13 protein-coding genes, 2 tRNA genes and 1 pseudogene are annotated in these 17141 nt (G+C 71.0%); 1 reads left to right on the top strand and 15 read right to left on the bottom strand.

The genetic code is table 11. The features are described 5' to 3' along the window. Positions 1–7: 7 nt before the first annotated feature. The 3 genes from ACRQ4B_RS10140 to ACRQ4B_RS10130 form a co-directional block, all read right to left on the bottom strand. Positions 8–82 (bottom strand) — tRNA-Ile (locus tag ACRQ4B_RS10140). Positions 83–95: 13 nt separating this feature from the next. Then, positions 96–1307, bottom strand: coding sequence for a glycosyltransferase (locus ACRQ4B_RS10135; RefSeq protein WP_439691325.1), 1212 nt, complete (start codon positions 1305–1307; stop codon positions 96–98). Positions 1308–1429: 122 nt separating this feature from the next. Then, entirely contained in the window at positions 1430–2341 is a 912-nt protein-coding gene (locus ACRQ4B_RS10130) for a DMT family transporter (RefSeq protein ID WP_439691324.1), read from the bottom strand. 39 nt (positions 2342–2380) lie between these two features. Between ACRQ4B_RS10130 and def the strand changes: the two genes are divergently transcribed. Continuing rightward, positions 2381–2956 carry a peptide deformylase gene (gene def / locus ACRQ4B_RS10125; protein WP_439691323.1) on the top strand — a complete coding sequence of 192 codons (576 nt, stop codon included), beginning with the start codon at positions 2381–2383 and terminating at the stop codon, positions 2954–2956. 93 nt (positions 2957–3049) lie between these two features. Here the strand turns inward: def and ACRQ4B_RS10120 are convergent, their stop codons facing one another. The 12 genes and pseudogenes from ACRQ4B_RS10120 to dusB form a co-directional block, all read right to left on the bottom strand. Then, entirely contained in the window at positions 3050–3538 is a 489-nt protein-coding gene (locus tag ACRQ4B_RS10120) for a hypothetical protein (protein ID WP_439691322.1), read from the bottom strand. Positions 3539–3757: 219 nt separating this feature from the next. Further along, a tRNA-Asn gene (locus ACRQ4B_RS10115) sits at positions 3758–3830 on the bottom strand. Positions 3831–3988: 158 nt separating this feature from the next. Next, positions 3989–5014: a D-isomer specific 2-hydroxyacid dehydrogenase family protein gene (locus tag ACRQ4B_RS10110; RefSeq protein WP_439691321.1), complete on the bottom strand. Its 1026-nt coding sequence runs from the start codon at positions 5012–5014 to the stop codon at positions 3989–3991. Continuing rightward, positions 5011–5949 (bottom strand): ATP-binding cassette domain-containing protein, encoded by a 939-nt coding sequence (locus ACRQ4B_RS10105; protein ID WP_439691320.1) that lies wholly within the window; start codon positions 5947–5949, stop codon positions 5011–5013. The genes ACRQ4B_RS10110 and ACRQ4B_RS10105 overlap by 4 nt, the downstream gene beginning before the upstream one ends. 146 nt (positions 5950–6095) lie before the next feature. Next, entirely contained in the window at positions 6096–7850 is a 1755-nt protein-coding gene (locus ACRQ4B_RS10100) for an ABC transporter ATP-binding protein (RefSeq protein ID WP_439691319.1), read from the bottom strand. After that, entirely contained in the window at positions 7847–8842 is a 996-nt protein-coding gene (locus ACRQ4B_RS10095) for an ABC transporter permease (RefSeq protein WP_439691318.1), read from the bottom strand. The genes ACRQ4B_RS10100 and ACRQ4B_RS10095 overlap by 4 nt, the downstream gene beginning before the upstream one ends. Positions 8843–8844: 2 nt before the next feature. Next, a complete protein-coding gene (locus ACRQ4B_RS10090; RefSeq protein WP_439694376.1) occupies positions 8845–9558 on the bottom strand; it encodes an ABC transporter permease in 714 nt (237 codons plus the stop codon). A gap of 87 nt (positions 9559–9645) precedes the next feature. Further along, positions 9646–9921 (bottom strand): annotated as a pseudogene (locus ACRQ4B_RS10085) (ABC transporter permease); the annotation flags it as partial. A gap of 105 nt (positions 9922–10026) precedes the next feature. Continuing rightward, a complete protein-coding gene (locus tag ACRQ4B_RS10080; protein WP_439691317.1) occupies positions 10027–11658 on the bottom strand; it encodes an ABC transporter substrate-binding protein in 1632 nt (543 codons plus the stop codon). Positions 11659–12682: 1024 nt separating this feature from the next. Next, positions 12683–14593, bottom strand: a complete 1911-nt coding sequence (dnaG, locus tag ACRQ4B_RS10075; RefSeq protein WP_439691316.1) for a DNA primase — start codon at positions 14591–14593, stop codon at positions 12683–12685. A 61-nt stretch (positions 14594–14654) separates the two neighbouring features. After that, complete coding sequence (locus tag ACRQ4B_RS10070; RefSeq protein ID WP_439691315.1) at positions 14655–15944, bottom strand: deoxyguanosinetriphosphate triphosphohydrolase; 1290 nt, start codon at positions 15942–15944, stop codon at positions 14655–14657. Then, complete coding sequence (gene dusB, locus ACRQ4B_RS10065) at positions 15941–17095, bottom strand: tRNA dihydrouridine synthase DusB (RefSeq protein ID WP_439691314.1); 1155 nt, start codon at positions 17093–17095, stop codon at positions 15941–15943. Before dusB ends, ACRQ4B_RS10070 begins: the two co-directional genes overlap by 4 nt. Positions 17096–17141: the final 46 nt, after the last annotated feature.

Below are 17141 nucleotides of genomic sequence, written 5' to 3'. Positions count from 1 at the left end.
GTGCACGTAGGGCGGGCGGGACTCGAACCCGCGAATCGTTCGGTTATGAGCCGACTGCCTTGACCAGCTTGGCTACCGCCCCTCGCCGGGGACCGTCAGGCCACCGGCTCCCCACGATACAGCGACTCGAACGTGGCGAGCGTGCGGTTGATGTCGTGTGCCTCGATCATGGCCAGACTGCGTTCGCGCATCGCGACGTAGTCCTCGTCGGACGCCGTGAGCACCGCCGTCAGCTTGGCGGCGAGGTCGTGCTCGTCCCCCGGGGTGAAGAGGTACCCGTTGCCGTCGATCAGGTGCGGGAGCGCCATCGAGTCGGCCGCGACGACGGGGAGCCCGGAGGCCATGCCCTCGAGCGACGAGATGCTCTGCAGCTCGGCGGTGGACGGCATCGCGAACACGGTCGCGTTCGTGAGCGCCTGCCGCTTCACCTCGTCGGACACGAACCCGAGGAACCGCACGCGGTCCTCGAGTCCGAGCTCCTTCGCCTGGGCCTTCAGCTTCGGGATCATCTCGCCGTCGCCGACGATCGTCAGCGTGGCGTCCAGCTCGGCCGGCAGGGCGGCGAGGGCGCGGACGAGGACGTCGAGGTTCTTCTCCGGCGCGACACGGCCGACGAACACGATGTCGTTCTGCACCGGGCGCCCCTCCCGCGCGACGTACCGGGTGGCGTCGATCCCGCACGAGATCGCGAGGACCTGCTGCCCGGCGATGGCCCGGCGGAGGTAGTCCGCGGCGAGGTTCGTCGGCGTCGTGATCGTCTCGGCGAGCCGGTAGGTCTTCGCGGCGTCGTTCCACGCGATCTTCAGCGCGATCGGCAGCGTCCACTTGCCGAACGGCGTGTACTCGAGCAGGTTCTCGGGCATGAAGTGGTTCGTCGCCACCACCCGGATGCCCCGGTCGTGCGCCTCGTGCACGATCCCACGGCCGATGACCACGTGCGACTGGATGTGCAGCACGTCGGGCCGCACCGCGTCGAGGATGGGCGCGGTCCACTTCCGGACGCTCCACGGCCACACGAAGCGGAGCCACGGGTGCAGCGGCCACTTGTAGGACTTCAGGCGGTGCACGACGAGCGTGACGCCGCGGTGCTCCTCGTCGAAGGTGCCGTAGTGGCGGCTCGAGGCCGGGGCGACGACGTGGACCTCGTGCCCGCGTTCGGCGAGACCGACGGCGAGCTGTTCGGCGAACGTGGCGGCACCGTTGACGTCCGGGGGGAACGTGTCCGCTGCGATCAGGACCCGCAGCGGCCGTCGACCCCCCGTCGCACCCGTCGGCTCGGCGGTGGCGGTGGTGGCGTCCTGTGACACGGCGGCGGTCGTCCTCTCGTGGGCGATTGCTGGTCGGTCTCCGACGCTACCGCAGGGCCCGGCGGGAGCGCGTCCGCCTCGCGGCTGACCCGCGATGCCCCGGGCGGACACCCGGCATGCGCTCAGGCCCGGGTCTGCGGGTGGTGCTTCGCGAGGAGGAACACACCGGTGATCGCGATCGCCGCGGCCACGACGAACCCGGCGACCGCGAAGAACGGGGCGCCGGAGGCCTCACCGAGGACGACCACACCGATGCCCACGGCGACGATCGGGTCGATCACCGTCAGACCGGCGATGACCAGGTCGGCCGAGCCGCTCGAGTAGGCGTTCTGCACGAAGTAGCCACCGAGCGACGCGGCCACGACGACCCCGACGATTGCGAGCACCGTCAGCCAGTCGAACGTGCCGTTCACGAACCGGTTGAGCACGACCTTGGCCAGGGTCGCCACGAAGCCGTAGAGCACGCCCGCCCCGACGATGTAGTACAGCGCGTTGCGGTGCTTCGCCACGAACCGGAAGGAGATGAGCACGAGTGCGAGGACGATCGCCAGGATCACCAGGACCGTGACGAGCTGCTGCCGTGTGATCGCGCTCTCGTGTCCGACGAAGGCGGCGATGCCGACGAAGATCGCCACACCGATGATGCACGTCCACACCGCCCGACGAGCACGCCGACCCAGGGGCACGCCGGAGGCCCGGGACGAGAACCACGTCGTGATGACGAGCGCCACCGCGCCGAGCGGCTGCACGACGATGAGCGGCGCGTACGTGATGCTGACGAGCTGCAGGACGACGGCGACGCCGAGCATGAGGGTGCCGAGCACCCAGTAGCCGCTCGAGACCAGTCCGACGACGTGCCGGACGCTCAGGCCCTTCGACTGCCGCCCGAGCCGTGCCTCGACCCGCTGGACACCGCGGCTCTGGAACTGCGCGCCGAGCGACAGGAAGACCGCCCCGATGAGGGCGACGGGGATCATGAGCGCCTGGAACGGCGTGAGGTTCACCGCGTCCGGGATCTGGAGGTCCGTCGTCACGCGTCGAGGCTACCGTTCCCCGCCGGATAACCTGGGTGAATGGCCGTTCTCCCGATCCGCATCACCGGCGAACCCGTCCTGCACGAGCGTGCAGCCGAGGTCACCGAGTTCGATGACGACCTCCGTTCCCTGGTCGCCGACATGTACGAGACCATGGACCTGGCCCCCGGCGTCGGGCTGGCCGGACCCCAGGTCGGCGTCGGCAAGCGGCTCTTCGTGTACTCGTGGACCGACGACGACGAGGTCCTGCACCGCGGCGTGGCGGTGAACCCGGTCCTGTGGGCCACCCCGGCCGTCCCGGTGTCCGTCGAGGAGCTCGACGAGGACGACGAGTCCGAGGGCTGCCTCTCCGTCCCGGGCGAGCGCTTCCCGCTCCGCCGGTCCGAGGGCGTCCTGCTCCGCGCCGTCGACGAGCACGGCACGCCGTTCGAGGTCGAGGCGCACGGCTGGCTCGCCCGGATCTTCCAGCACGAGTACGACCACCTCGACGGGTACCTCTACGCCGACCGGCTGGTCCACCCCTACGGCAAGGCCGTCGCGAAGGCCATCCGGAAGAACAGCTGGGGCGGACCGGGGAAGTCCTGGCTGCCCGGTCGCGACCACCCGGAGGGCTGACGGCCGACGGGCTGACGGCCGACGTGCCAACTAGCCAACGGGCTGACGGTCGTCTGGCCGACGGTCATCCGGCTGACGGCCGGGAGGCGCGGCTCAGCCCCGCCAGGCCGCGACCGCGTCGCGCAGGTGGTCGGTCTCCGGGTGCCCCGGGCAGTACTCGAGCAGACCGGCGGCCGCGTTCGCCTGCCGGGCCGAGGTCACCGCGTCGGCCCACGGCCCGCTCCCCCGGACGGCACAGGCCTCGGCGAGCTCCTCGAGCGTGGCGTCACCGCGAGCGGCCTGCACGGCTGCGCGCTGCTGGGTGGACATCTCCGTGCCGGTGATCCGTTGCACGGTGCACGCCGTGCGGTCGTCCTGCCACACGGCGGAGTACGTCGTGTAGGTCTCGGTGCGCCCGGACGAGCCGACGTCGCACACGAAGGCGAAGACGATCGGCGACGTCCCGGAGGCGGTCACGCCCGAGGTCACGCCGGTGTCGAGCGAGTCCTCCGGTTCGGACTCCGCACCCGCCGTGCAGCCCGCGAGGCCCATCGCCGCGGCGACGACGACGCCCACGGCGAGGGCTCGGCGGACGGTGATCACCTGTGAACGCTAACAGCTTCCGCCGATGCGCTGGCTGCGAGCTGCCACGAGTCGCGTCGTGGCGCGCCCGAGGCTCGGCCCGGCGGACAGATCGCGGCTCCCGACACGCGGAAGATGTCCGCCACGCCGAAGCTCGGGCCGGCGCGTGCCGCGCGGCGGGGCGCCGGCGGACCGTGCGCACGACAAAGACCCCCGCCTGGGAGGGCGAGGGCCTGTCTGCTCCCCGAGTTGGACTCGAACCAACAACCTGCCGGTTAACAGCCGGCTGCTCTGCCAATTGAGCTATCGAGGATCACTGTCCGCTGGCGAATGTCGTGCGAACAACGGGTAACAGCATAGCAGTACCCGACAGCCGCCCCGCGCATCCGACACGCATCCCGGGCGTGCCGCGCCGCAGGAACGCGTCAGCGCCCGGCGGACCGGGCCAGCGCCCAGCGCCCAGCGCCCGGCTCAGTACCCGGCGACCGGGTCCACCACACCGACGAAGCCCTCGCCCGCCCCACCGAGGAACGCCGCGGTGTTCAGCCGCACCCGTTCGGCGAGCAACGGCGCCACCATCTCCGGCGTGTCCGCCTGGTGCGGCGTGATGATCGCCCCGGGCTCGTCCCACAGCGGGTGCCCGTCGGGCAGGGGCTCGGGGTCGGTGACGTCCAGACCGGCGGCCGCGATCGAGCCGTCGCGCAGGGCGTCGACCAGGGCGTCGGTGTCGACGAGTCCCCCGCGGGCGATGTTCACGAGGCGTGCGGTGGGCCGCATGAGCTCGAACTGCCGCGCGCCGAACAGCTTCGACGTCCCCGAGGTCATCGCTGCTGCGATCATCACGACGTCGGCGTCCGGCAGGACCTCGTCGAGCTGGTCCGTGGTGACCGTGCGGTCGGCGCCGTCGACCGGTGCCGACGAGCGACGGACCACCGTGACGGACACGTCGAACGGCGCGAGCAGCCGGAGGTACTCCTGCGCGATCCCGCCCGCACCGATGACGACGACGTGCCGTCCGTACAGCGACACCCCCTCGGGCTCGGTCGCCCACGACCGCGCGCGGGCCCGCTTCTGCAGCACCCGGAGCGTGCCGAGGGTCAGGGCGAGGGCGTGCTCGGCGACGGGCTCGGCGTACGCGCCCTTCGCCGAGGTGAAGAGCACCTGGTCGCCGTGCTCGGCGATGAGGTGTGCGAACGCGTCCACCCCGGCGAACGGCAGCTGGACCCAGCCGACACCGGGCGCTGCGTCGAGTGCGGACGCCAGTCCCTCGGGGTCACGCGGGTCGAGCCAGACCAGGCCTCGGGTGTCGTCGTCGAGCGGGCCCACCGTGCCACCGGCGGCAGCGACCGCTGCCTCGTGCAACGACACTGAGTCGGACGACGGGGCGATCGCGATCGGTCCGGCGGCGGGCGGTGCGATCGGCAGGGCGGCACCGGCGTCCGTCACGACCGCGCGGTGCCCACGGGACCCGGCGGGGGTCTCGGCTGCCGCGCTCACGCGTTGTCCTGCCGTTCCGCGCGCGGCCCGGTGCCCGCGGAGACCGGACGCCGAGGGGCGGTGGAACGCCGGGCGGCGCTCGTCGTGGAGGCGGCCGGACGGCGCTTGACCGGTCGGGCCGCGGTCGCCGCGAGGGTCTTCACGTACGGGTCGACCGGGTTGTCGAGGACCTCGTCGAAGGTGCCGAGGCCGACCAGACGGCTCTCGGCCATGATCGCCACGCGGTCGGCGAGGGCACGGGCCTCGCGGAGGTCGCTGGACACGACGACCGCGGAGAACTGTCGGTTGCGCTGCAGGGTCGCGAGCGCCTCGAGCACCGACTGCCGGACGAGCACGTCGACGCCGCGGGCGGGTTCGTCCGCCACGAGCAGCTGCGGCTCGAGGACGAGCGCCCGGGCGAGCGCGACACGCTGCCGCTGCCCGCTGGAGAGCTCCCACGTGTTGAGGCGCATCACGCCGAGCGGCAGGTGCACGGCGTCGACCAGCCGCGCGACGATGAGCCCGGCTTCCTTCCGGTCGAACCGGCGGTCGCGCGCGTAGATCGGTTCGGCGATGGCCTCGCCGACGGTGAGGTCCGGGCTGAGCCGGTCCGCGCCGTCCTGCGGCAGGTAGCCGATGCGGCCGCTGAGTCGTTCGAGCTTGCGGGAGGTCGCCCGCAGCCCGCGGGTCTTCTGCCCGAGGATGGTGAGCTCGCCGCCGACGATGTGGCGGCGGTGGGCACCCTCGCCCTCGCCGGTGACGCCGAGCTGCCCCGCGACGGCTGCGGCGAACGTCGACTTGCCGGACCCGGACTCGCCGAGCACGGCGAGGATCTCCCCCTGGCGGACGGTCAGGCTGACGCCGTCGACGGCGCGGATCGCGTCCGTCCCCCGTCCGCTCCGGTACTCGATCGACACGTCGTCCGCGACGACCGCCGGTCCGTTCACCGCGATCATGGGTCCCCTTCCACGCCGCCCCCTGGCGGCGGTTCGCGACGACCGGTGCGCACCGGTCGTCGTGCGTGGTGCGGTGGAGGTGACCGCCTGGAGGCGCGGCGCGCGTCGACGACGTGGGCCGCGCCTCCAGGGATGGTCGCGTCGGGTCAGGACCCGGCGTTCTCCAGTGCCTCAAGCGTACGCCGTCGCTCGGCCTGTTCCGCCGGGTCCGGCACAGGGAGGGACGCCAGCAGCCGCTGCGTGTACGGGTGCTGCGGCGAGCCGAGGACCTCGGCCGTGGTGCCGGTCTCGACCAGGTCGCCGCGGTAGAGCACGGCGATCCGGTCCGAGAGCGCGCCGACGACGGCGAGGTCGTGGCTGATGAACAGCGACGCGAACCCGAGGTCCTGCTGCAGCTCGAGGAAGAGCTCGAGCACCCGGGCCTGCACGGACACGTCGAGCGCGCTCGTCGGCTCGTCCGCGATGAGCAGCTTCGGGCGCAACGCGATCGACCGCGCCAACGACGCCCGCTGCCGCTGCCCGCCGGACAGTTCGTGCGGGTAGCGGTCGCCGTACGCCGCCGGCAGCTGCACCATCTCGAGCAGTTCGCCGACGCGCTTCCGAGCTGCCCGCGGGCTCGAGACCTCGCCGTGCACGACGAGCGGTTCGGCCACGCACTCCGAGATCGTCAGCAGCGGGTTGAACGAGGTCGCCGGGTCCTGGAAGACGAACCCGATGTCCTTGCGGTGGCGCTTGAAGTCGCGCTCGCGGTACCCGAGCATCTCGGTGCCGAGCACCCGGAGCGAGCCGCCGGTGATCCGGGTCAGCCCGGCGATCGCCCGGCCGATGGTGGTCTTGCCCGAGCCGGACTCCCCCACCAGGCCGAGGACCTCGCCGGGCCGGATGTCGATGTCGACGCCCTTCACGGCCTTGAACGCGTGCGAACCGAGCCGACCGGGGTACTCGATCTCGAGCCCCCGCGCGGACACGAGCGGCTCGACGTCGTCGGCGATCGCGGCGCGGCGGGCGGTCCCCGTCGAGGCCTCGAGCCGCGGCACGGCGGCGAGCAGCCGCTTCGTGTAGTCGGCCTTCGGGTCGGCGAAGAGCTCGCCCACCGGGGCCTCCTCGACGACCTCGCCCTGGTACATCACGGCGACACGGTCGGCCAGGTCGGCCACCACGCCCATGTTGTGCGTGATGATGACGATCGCCGCGCCGAACTCGTCACGGCAGCGACGGAGCAGGTCGAGGATCTCCGCCTGCACCGTCACGTCGAGGGCGGTCGTCGGCTCGTCGGCGATGATCACGCTCGGCTCGAGCGCGAGCGCACTGGCGATGACGACGCGCTGCTTCTGCCCGCCGGAGAACTGGTGCGGGTAGTGGTCGACACGGGTCTCCGGGTCGGGGATGCCGACGCGGCGCAGGTAGTCGATCGCCTTCGCGCGGGCCTCCTTCTTGGAGACGCCGCCGTGCGCCCGGAGCCCCTCGGCGATCTGCCACCCGACCGTGAAGACCGGGTTGAGCGCCGTGGACGGCTCCTGGAACACCATCGCGCCGGCGGTGCCGCGCAGTTCGCGGAGCTTCTGCGACCCCACGCTGATCACGTCCGTGCCGTCGAGGTACACGGCCCCGCCGAGCGTCGCCGTCTCCGGCATCAGCCGGAGCATGCTCCGCGCGGTCACCGACTTGCCGGAACCGGACTCGCCGACGAGGGCGAGCACCTCTCCCGGGCGGACGTCGAGGCTGACGCCCTTCACCGCGTCGACGGCGCCGCCGTCGGTCGCGAAGGTGACGGTCAGGTCGTCGACGACGGCGACCGGTTCGGTGGTGGTGTCGCCGGCCTGGAGGCGCGTGGAGCCGCCCGGCAGGTCGGTCGCGCGGGACTGGTCGGTCGCGCGGGACTGGTTGGTCGCGTCCGTCATGCCGTCGCCCCTTCCGTGCTGGCGGCCTGCTTGCGCGACACCAGCTGCTGCAACCGCCGGCGCGCACGCAGACGGGGGTCCGAGATGTCGTTGAGGCTCTCACCGATGAACGTCACGCCGAGCACGAGCACGACGATCGCGACGCCGGGGAACACGCCGGTCCACCAGACGCCGCTCGCGACGTCGGACAGCGCTCGGCTGAGGTCGTAGCCCCACTCCGCGCCACTGGTCGGGCCGATGCCGAAGCCGAGGAAGCCGAGGCCCGCGAGCGTCAGGATCGCGTCGCTCGCGTTCAGCGTGAGGATCAGCGGCAGGGAACGGGTCGAGTTGCGGAGCACGTGCCGCGTCATGATGCGCCACGGGTTCGTGCCCATCACGCGCGCGGACTCGACGAACGCCTCGTTCTTCAGCCGGACGGCCTCGGCGCGGACGACCCGGAAGTACTGCGGGACGTACACGACCGTGATCGAGATGGCCGCGGCGATGATGCCGCCCGAGTAGCTCGAGTTGCCGCCGGAGATGACGATGGAGACGACGATCGCGAGCAGCAGCGACGGGAACGCGTAGATCGCGTCCGCGACCACGACGAGGATCCGGTCGAGCCAGCCGCCGATGTACCCGGAGACCATGCCGAGGATCACACCGATGATGATCGACACGACGACGGCCACGATCACCACGAGCACCGCGGTCCGGGCGCCGTAGACGACGCGGCTGAACACGTCGAAGCCGCCGACGGTGGTGCCCCAGATGTGCGCGGAGCTCGGTGCGCCGGTTCGCGGGAAGCTCTGCCCGTCAGCACCCTGCAGCTGGCCGAAGCCGTACGGGGCGATGAGCGGTGCGGCGATCGCGACGATCAGGTACAGGGCGCAGATGACCACGCCGGTGATGAGCATGGCGCGTTGCCAGCCCGTGCTCTTGCGGAGCTGCACCACCACGGGCAGCCGCTTCCAGAGCGGCTCGTGGCGGTCGACGAGGGAGGTGTCAGCCATCTCTAGAACCTCACTCTCGGGTCGATCAGTGCCGCGACGACGTCGACGACGAAGTTCGTCACGGCGACGATCACGGCGAGCATCGCGACGATGCCCTGGACCGCGACGAAGTCGCGGGCCGACAGGTACTGGTTGAGCTCGAAGCCGAGCCCGCGCCAGCCGAACGTGGTCTCGGTGAGCACCGACCCACCCAGCAGCATGGCGATCTGCAGGCCCATCACGGTGATGATGGGGACCAGCGCCGGACGGAACGCGTGCGTCCGGACGAGCCGCGCCTCCCGGACACCGCGTGAGCGGGCCGCGTCCACGTACTCGGAACCGAGTGAACCGATCATGTTCGCGCGCACCAGCCGCAGGAAGATGCCGGCGGTGAGCAGCCCGAGCGTCAGCGCGGGCAGGACCGCGTGTGCCAGCACGTCGGTGATGATCTGGGCGTTCCCGGTGCGCAGTGCGTCGATGAGGTAGATGCCCGTCGCACCGGGGATGTTGTCGAGCACGAGCGACACCCGGGTCGACGCGCGGTCGCCGAGCGGCAGCCAGCCGAGCCACACCGAGAACACGAGCTTCAGCAGCAGGCCGCCGAAGAACACCGGCGTGGCGTACGTCAGGATCGCGAGGGCGCGGAACAGCACGTCGGGCCACTTGTCGCGCATGTACGCGGCGAGCATGCCGAGCGGGATGCCGAGCAGCAGCGCGACGATGAGCGCGTAGAACACGAGCTCCGCGGTCGCACCGCCGTACGTGACGATGATCTCGGTGATCGGGCGGTTGTCGGTCGCCGTCGTGCCGAAGTCACCGCGGACGATCTTGCCGAGGTACTCGAAGTACTGCACGAGCACCGGGCGGTCGTAGCCGGCCGCGTGCAGGCGCTCCTGCAGCTGGCTCGGGGTGAGGCGGCCACCGACCGATGCGGTGATCGGGTTCCCGATGACGCGCATCAGGAAGAACACGAGCGTCACCAGGATGAAGACGGTCGGGAAGATGAGGAGGAACCGGACGAGGACGTACCGGCCGAGCCCGCCACCGCTGCTCTTGGCACTGCGCTGTGCCTGTGGCTTGGTGGGGTCGGAACCGTTCACGTCCTGCGTCGCCTCGGGGGTGCTGAGGGTCACGGGGAGGGGTGCCTTTCGTGGACGTGACCAGGGGGCGCTCCTCGTGGGAACGCCCCCTGGTCGTCGTCGGTGTTACTTGGAGAGGGTCGCGTAGCGGAACTTGTACGAGGAGTCGAGGGTCAGGCCCTTGACGTCCTTGGCCGCGACGGCGACGGACTTGCCCTGGAGCAGCGGCAGCGTCGAGATCTGCGTCGCCTCACGCTCCTGCGCCTGCTCGATGAGGGTGGCGCGCTTGTCCTTGTCGGACTCCTGCTGCTCGTCGGAGATGAGCCCCTGGATCGTCGGGTCGTCGTAGTGGTTCTGCACGAAGTTGTCCTTCGTGAAGAACGGCGACAGGTAGTTGTCCGCGTCCGAGAAGTCCGGGAACCAACCGAGCTGGTACACCGGGTAGGCGTCCTTGGTGCGCTCCTGCGCGTAGGTCGTGTAGACCGTGGACTGGATGTTCACGGTGAACAGGCCGGAGTTCTCGAGCTGGGTCTTGAGCTCGGCGTACTCGTCGTCCGACGTCGAACCGTAGTGGTCCGGCGCGTACTGGATGTCGAGCTGCACCTTGCCGGTGACGCCCGCCTTCGACAGGGTCTCCTTCGCCTTGTCGACGTCGGCTCCGCCGTCACCGTCGCCGTAGAGCTTCTCGAACGGCTTCGAGGCGCCCGTCAGGCCGTCCGGCACCATCGAGTAGAGCGGCGAGTAGGTGTCGTTGTAGACGTCCTTCGCGAGCTTCTCGCGGTCGACGACGTCCGCGACGGCCTGGCGCACGGCGAGGGCCTTCGTCTCGTCGGCGTCCGACTGCTTCGCGCCGTACGGCTGCGTGTTGAAGTTGAAGACCAGGTAGCGGATCTCGCCGCCGGGGCCGTCGGTGACCTTGACCTTGTCGTCCTTGCGGAGGTCCGCGATGTCGGTCGGCGTCAGGGAGCGGTACGCCACGTCGACGTCGCCCTTCTGCACGGCGAGCTTGAGGTCGGTCTCCTTGGTGTAGTAGCTGGCCGTGACCTCGTCGGTCTTCGGCTTGCCCAGGAGCCCGTCGTAGTTCTTGTTCGCCTTGTACTGGATCGTGTCGTTCTCCTTGTAGGAGCTGATCTCGTACTGGCCGGCGAAGGCCTTGCCCTTCACGATGTCGGCCGCCGGCGTGAGCTTGTCGGCGGAGAAGACCTGCTCGTCGACGATCGGGCCGGCGGGGCTCGAGAGCACCTGGGGCCACGTCTGGTCGGCGTGGTCGAGGTTGAACACGACCGTGGTGTCGTCCGGCGTGTCGATGCTCTTGAGGTTGGCGAGCAGCGACTGCGGGCCGTTCTCGTTGTTGATCTTCAGCTCGCGCTCGAACGAGAACTTCACGTCGCTCGACGTCAGGTCGTGGCCGTTCGCGAACTTCAGCCCGCTCTTGAGCTTGACCGTGTACGTCGTGTCGTTGGTGAACTCGCCGCTCTCGGCGATGTCCGGCTTCACGTCCGGGCTGCCCACCGGGGTGTTCATCAGGAACGGGAAGACCTGGTTCTGCACTGCGAACGAGCCGTTGTCGTACGAGCCCGCCGGGTCGAGCGAGGTGATCTTGTCGGTCGTGCCGATGCTGATCCCGTTCAGGGCCGTGTCGCTGACGCTGCCGCCCGCGCAACCGGTGAGCACCAGCGCCGTCGCTGCTGCCCCGGCGCCGAGCGCGATGCCGCGCCTGCCCCACTTCGCTGTGTGCTTCTTGAACACGGATGCCATGTTCGATGCCTCTCTTGGTGGTGAATGCAAGGGTCCTGAACCGGTGGTGGAACGTCTGTGTACCCGGCCAGGAACGCTCATTGCTATCACCCTGTCACGGAACTGCACGAACCGAGGGAGATTTGTTTACACCGCTGTAATGCACGAGGGCGTCGCATGGCGCATGATCCGTGCGGACATGAGCGGCGCGTCGCGCAGCATTGTTGCGTGCTGCAACGTGCCGCTCGGTGGGGTGGCGGGCGGGTGGCGGGTGGTGCGGCCGGCGGCGCCGAGGCATGGGCCGCGGCAGGGGCGGCGGGCCAGCGACCGGCGCCGAGGTCGCAGAAAGTGTCGGGTCCGGCCGCGCCGCGCGACACGTTCTGCGACCTCGGCGTCGCGCGTGCGGCATGTCGTGCGACCTCGGCGTCGCAAGTCGGGCGCGGCGAGGTGGTGTGGGGACCGACCGGAGCGGGGCGAGGTTCGGCAGGGACCTGCGAGGCTGCGACCGGCGCCGAGGTCGCACAAAGTGTCGGGTCCGGTCGCGCCGAGCGATACGTTCTGCGACCTCGGCGTCACGCGCGCGGCACGTCGTGCGACCTCGGCGTCGTACGTCGGGCGCGGCGACGTGGTTTGACGACGGACCGGGCGGGGCGAGGTTCGGCAAGGACCGACAGGGCGGCGACCGGTGCCGAGGTCGCAGAAAGTGTCGTGTCCGGCCGCACCGAGCGACACCTTTTGCGACCTCGGCGTCGCACGCGCGGCACGTTGTGCGATCACGAGCCGCGTGGCCCGGTCGGAGCGGGGCGAGGTTCGGCAAGGACCGACAGGGCGGCGACCGGTGCCGAGGTCGCACAGAGTGTCGGGTCCGGCCGCGCCGAGCGACACGTTCTGCGATCTCGACGTCGCGCGCGCGGCACGTTCTGCGATCTCGGCGTCGCGCGCGCGGCATGTCGTGCGACCTCGAGCCGCGCAGGTCGGGCGCGGCGGAGGGCCGCCGGGGCCGCGGGGGGGGGGGGGGCGGAGACCGCCGGGGCCGGACTGCGGGCTAGGAGCTGGCAGCGGCCTCGGCGTCGGCGCGCAACCGCATGCGCTGGGCGTCGATGTCGACGAGCTGCCGCTGGATGTCCGCGCGCCGATCGGCCTGCTCGTTCGGGTCGGCCCGCTGCAGCTGCCCGAGCAACGAGGCCTTGCGCGCGAGCAGGTCGCGCTCGACCAGTGCCACGACGATGCTCCGGGCGTAGAGCGCGAGGTCCTCGTCGGTCCGGGCCGGGATCGGAGCGAGCGCGAGCTCCTGCACGAGACCCCGGAACGGTGCCGGGACGTCCTGCAGCAGCCGGTCGAGCCAGTCCCCCGCGCCGACCGCGTCGACGTTCGCGACCACGGCATCCCGCACGACCGACAGCATCGGCGCCGAGAAGGTGGCGGACGCGGCGAGACCGAGCAGCGGCAGCCCGACGTGTCCGGGCTGCTGCACCATCGCCATGACGGCGTCGCGTTCCATCCGGGTGATCGGGTCGGTCGGCAGGAGGCGGAGCCCGGCGACGGGTTCTTCCGGAGCGGCGGTGGGTTCTCCCCCGGCACCGTGGTGCGACGAGGACGTCGTGCTCGACGCCGCGCCGGCCCGCTGCCGGGCGGCCTCGACGGCACGGCGGACCTCGGGGATGTCCATGCCGAGCCACTTCGCGGTCTCCCGCGTGTACGCCGTGGCGAGGGTGCGGTCGCGGATGCCGGCGACGACCGGGGCGGCGTCACGAAGCCCGGCGACCCGGCCTTCGGCGGTCTCGATGTCGTGCGTCGCGAGCCGCCGGCGGATCATGAACTCGAACATCGGGCGCTTCGTGTCGATCAGGCGGGTGACGGCGGCGTCACCGCGCTGCAGGCGGAGGTCGCACGGGTCGAGGCCGCCGGGGGCGACGGCCACGTACGTCTGGGACGCGAAACGACTCTCCTCCGCGAACGCACGGGACGCGGCTCGTTGCCCGGCTTCGTCCGGGTCGAACGTGAAGACGATGTTGCCGAGCTGCGAGAGGTCACGGCCCGCGGAGTCGCCGAGCATCGGACGCAGCACCTTGATGTGGTCGACGCCGAACGAGGTCCCGCACGTGGCCACCGCGGTCGTGATGCCGGCGAGGTGGCAGGCCATGACGTCGGTGTAGCCCTCGACGATCACGACCTGCTTCTGCTTCGAGATGTCCCGCCGGGCGAGGTCGATGCCGTAGAGCACCTGGCTCTTGTGGTAGATCGGGGTCTCGGGCGTGTTGAGGTATTTCGGACCCTTGTCGTCGTCGAGCAGCCGGCGGGCACCGAAGCCGATCGTCGCACCGGTGACGTCGCGGATCGGCCACATCAGGCGACCGCGGAACCGGTCGTACGGCGAACGGTCGCCCTGCCCGGCGAGCCCTGCGGCGAGGATCTCGTCCATCGAGAAGCCCCGGCTGCGCAGGTGCTCGCGCGTGGCGTCGTACGACTGCGGTGCGAAGCCGACGCCGAAGTGCTGCGCCGCCGCCGGGTCGAACCCGCGCTCGCCCAGGAACTGCCGGGCGGGCTCGGCCGCCGCGGTGGTGAGCTGCGCGACGTAGAACTGCTGCGCCGCCTCGTTCGCGGCGATCAGCCGGGCGCGCTGGTTGTAGTCGGTACGCGGACCGTCGCCCTCTTCGTAGTGGAGCGTGAAGCCGATCTTCGCCGCCATCCGCTCGACGGCTTCCTGGAAGGTGGTGTGGTCCTGCCGGATGATGAACTCGAAGACGTCGCCGTCCTCGCCGCAACCGAAGCAGTGGTACCGGCCGACCTGCGGGCGGACGTGGAACGACGGTGAGCGCTCGTCGTGGAAGGGGCAGAGGCCCTTGAGCGAGCCGACCCCGGCCGACTTCAAGGTCACGTAGTCGCCGACGACGTCCGCGATGTTGACACGCGAGCGGACCTCGTCGATGTCGTTCCTCGCGATCCTGCCAGCCACCCCTCGATCTTAGTTCGTGGGAACGACACCGCCCGACCGAGCGTCAGCACTGTGGACCGCGTCAGACCGCGATGTGCATGCGCTCCTGCTCGCCGACCACGAGCCGCCGGTGCCACGCGATCGCGCCCTGGTCGGTCAGGCTCGCGACCTGGTCGACGACGGCACGGAGCCGCCCGGCATCGTCGGCAGCGGCCCGCCAGTCGGCGGCGAAGCCCGGCTCGAGGTCGGCGCTCCCGGTGGCGGCGAGGGCGTCGAGCAGCTCGGTCAGGATCCGCCGTTGGTCCTCGTACACCGGCTGCCGGTCGCCCTGCGTCATCACGAAGGCCGCGACGATGCCCTTGAGCACCGCGATCTCGCCGATGATCTCCGGCGGCGTCACCACCGAGGCGGCGAAGCGCACGAGCGACCCGGAGGCGTAGGACTCCCGCGTCGCCGCCGTGGCGGTCCGAGCGAAGCGGCCGATGAGCTGCGACGTGAGGTTCTTCAGCCGCGCGAGGTCGCGCCGGGACCCGTCGTAGGACGTCATCCACAGCGGCAGCGACCGGAGCCGGTCGAACGCCTCGAGCAGTTCGTCGCGGCTGAGGTCCGACCCCACCCACGCGTGCATGGCCGACACGATGTCGTTCTCGCCGACGCGGTCCCCGAGGGCGGCGACGTCGATGAACCCCGCGACGACGGCGTCCTCGAAGTCGTGCACCGAGTAGGCGATGTCGTCGGACAGGTCCATGACCTGCGCCTCGATGCACCGCTGGCGTCGTGGGGCGCCGGCGCGGAGCCACTCGAACGCGTCGTGGTCGTCGTCGTAGAAGCCGAACTTCGTGCGCCCGGACGATGCCTCGGACACGCCCTGTGCGGCCGGCCACGGGTACTTGCACGATGCGTCGAGGGACGCCCGCGTCAGGTTCAGCCCGTAGGCCCGGTCGTCGTCCGGGCCGGCGCCGTACACCTTCGGCTCGAGCCGGGTGAGGAGCCGCAGCGTCTGCGCGTTCCCCTCGAACCCGCCGATGCCCGTGGCCCAGGCGTTCACCGCGGTCTCGCCGTTGTGCCCGAACGGCGGGTGGCCGATGTCGTGCGCGAGGCAGGCGGTGTCGACGACGTCGGGGTCGAGCCCGAGGGAGTCGGCGAGCTCCCGGCCGACCTGGGCGACCTCGAGCGAGTGCGTGAGACGGTTCCGGGCGAAGTCGAGCCCGGTCGTCGGGCTGAGGACCTGGGTCTTCGCGGCGAGCCGCCGGAGGGCGCTCGAGTGCAGCAGGCGGGCGCGGTCGCGGGCGAAGTCGGACCGCCGGCTGCCGTGGGTCTCGGGCAGCCAGCGCTCGGCGTCGGCGGGCCCGTACGAACTCGTGGCGCTCATCCGCCGCTGTGGTGCAGCTCGGCGGCGGCGAGGACCTTGCGGAACTCGCTGTCGACGTCGCGCGACTCGAGCCAGCGGTCGGGCAGGGCGGTGCGCTTCGGGTGCCCGGCACGCCCGCGCGGTCCCTCGGCATCGGCACCCGGGTAGGGCGCGTCGTGGTCGAGCTGTCCGAGCAGGTCGTCGATCTCCTGCAGGCTCGAGGCCATCGCCAGACCGGAGCGGACGTCGCCACCGATCGGGTACCCCTTGAAGTACCAGGCGACGTGCTTGCGGACGTCACGGCAGCCGTGCTCCTCGGAGCCGAAGAACTCGACGAGGAGTTCGGCGTGCCGCTTGAACGCGACCGCGACCTCGCCGAGGGTCGGCATGTACCGCAGCCCTTCGCCGCGGAACGCCGCCGCCAGGTCGCCGAACAGCCACGGCCTCCCGAGGCACCCGCGCCCGACGACCACACCGTCGGCGCCGGTCTCCTCCACCATGCGGAGGGCGTCGGCTGCGGACCAGATGTCGCCGTTGCCGAGCACCGGGATGTCGGTGATGGTCTCCTTGAGCGTGGCGATCGCCGACCAGTCCGCGTGCCCCGAGTAGTGCTCGTTGGCGGTGCGGGCGTGCAGCGACACGGCGGCGACGCCGGCGTCCCGCGCGATGCGGGCGGCGTCGAGATAGGTGAGGTGGTCGGAGTCGATGCCCTTGCGCATCTTCACCGTGACCGGGACGTCACCGGCGGCGCGCACGGTCTTGGTGACGAGCTCCTTGAAGAGGTCGAGCTTCCACGGCAGTGCCGCCCCGCCGCCCTTGCGCGTGACCTTCGGCACCGGGCACCCGAAGTTCAGGTCGATGTGGTCGGCACGGTCCTCGCCGACGAGGATGGTCGCGGCCTCGGCCACGGTGTTCGGTTCGACGCCGTAGAGCTGGATCGACCGCGGGGTCTCGGACTCGTGGTGCTGGATGAGCTGCATCGACACCGGCGTGCGTTCGACGAGCGCACGCGAGGTGATCATCTCGCAGACGTACAGTCCGGCCCCGTACTCGCGGCAGAGCCGGCGGTACGCCATGTTCGTGATGCCCGCCATCGGCGCGAGCACGACGGGGACGTCGACCTCGATGGGGCCGATGCGCAGCGGTCGCGCTGGAGCGTGTGTGATCGTCATACCTGGTCCATCCTCCCACGTCGGTGCGCGCCGGTAGCGTTCTCCA

Origin of the sequence: Curtobacterium sp. SP.BCo (assembly GCF_051903265.1) — a bacterium.
Lineage (GTDB): Bacteria > Actinomycetota > Actinomycetes > Actinomycetales > Microbacteriaceae > Curtobacterium.
This window is presented reverse-complemented; position numbering and strand designations above follow the sequence as displayed.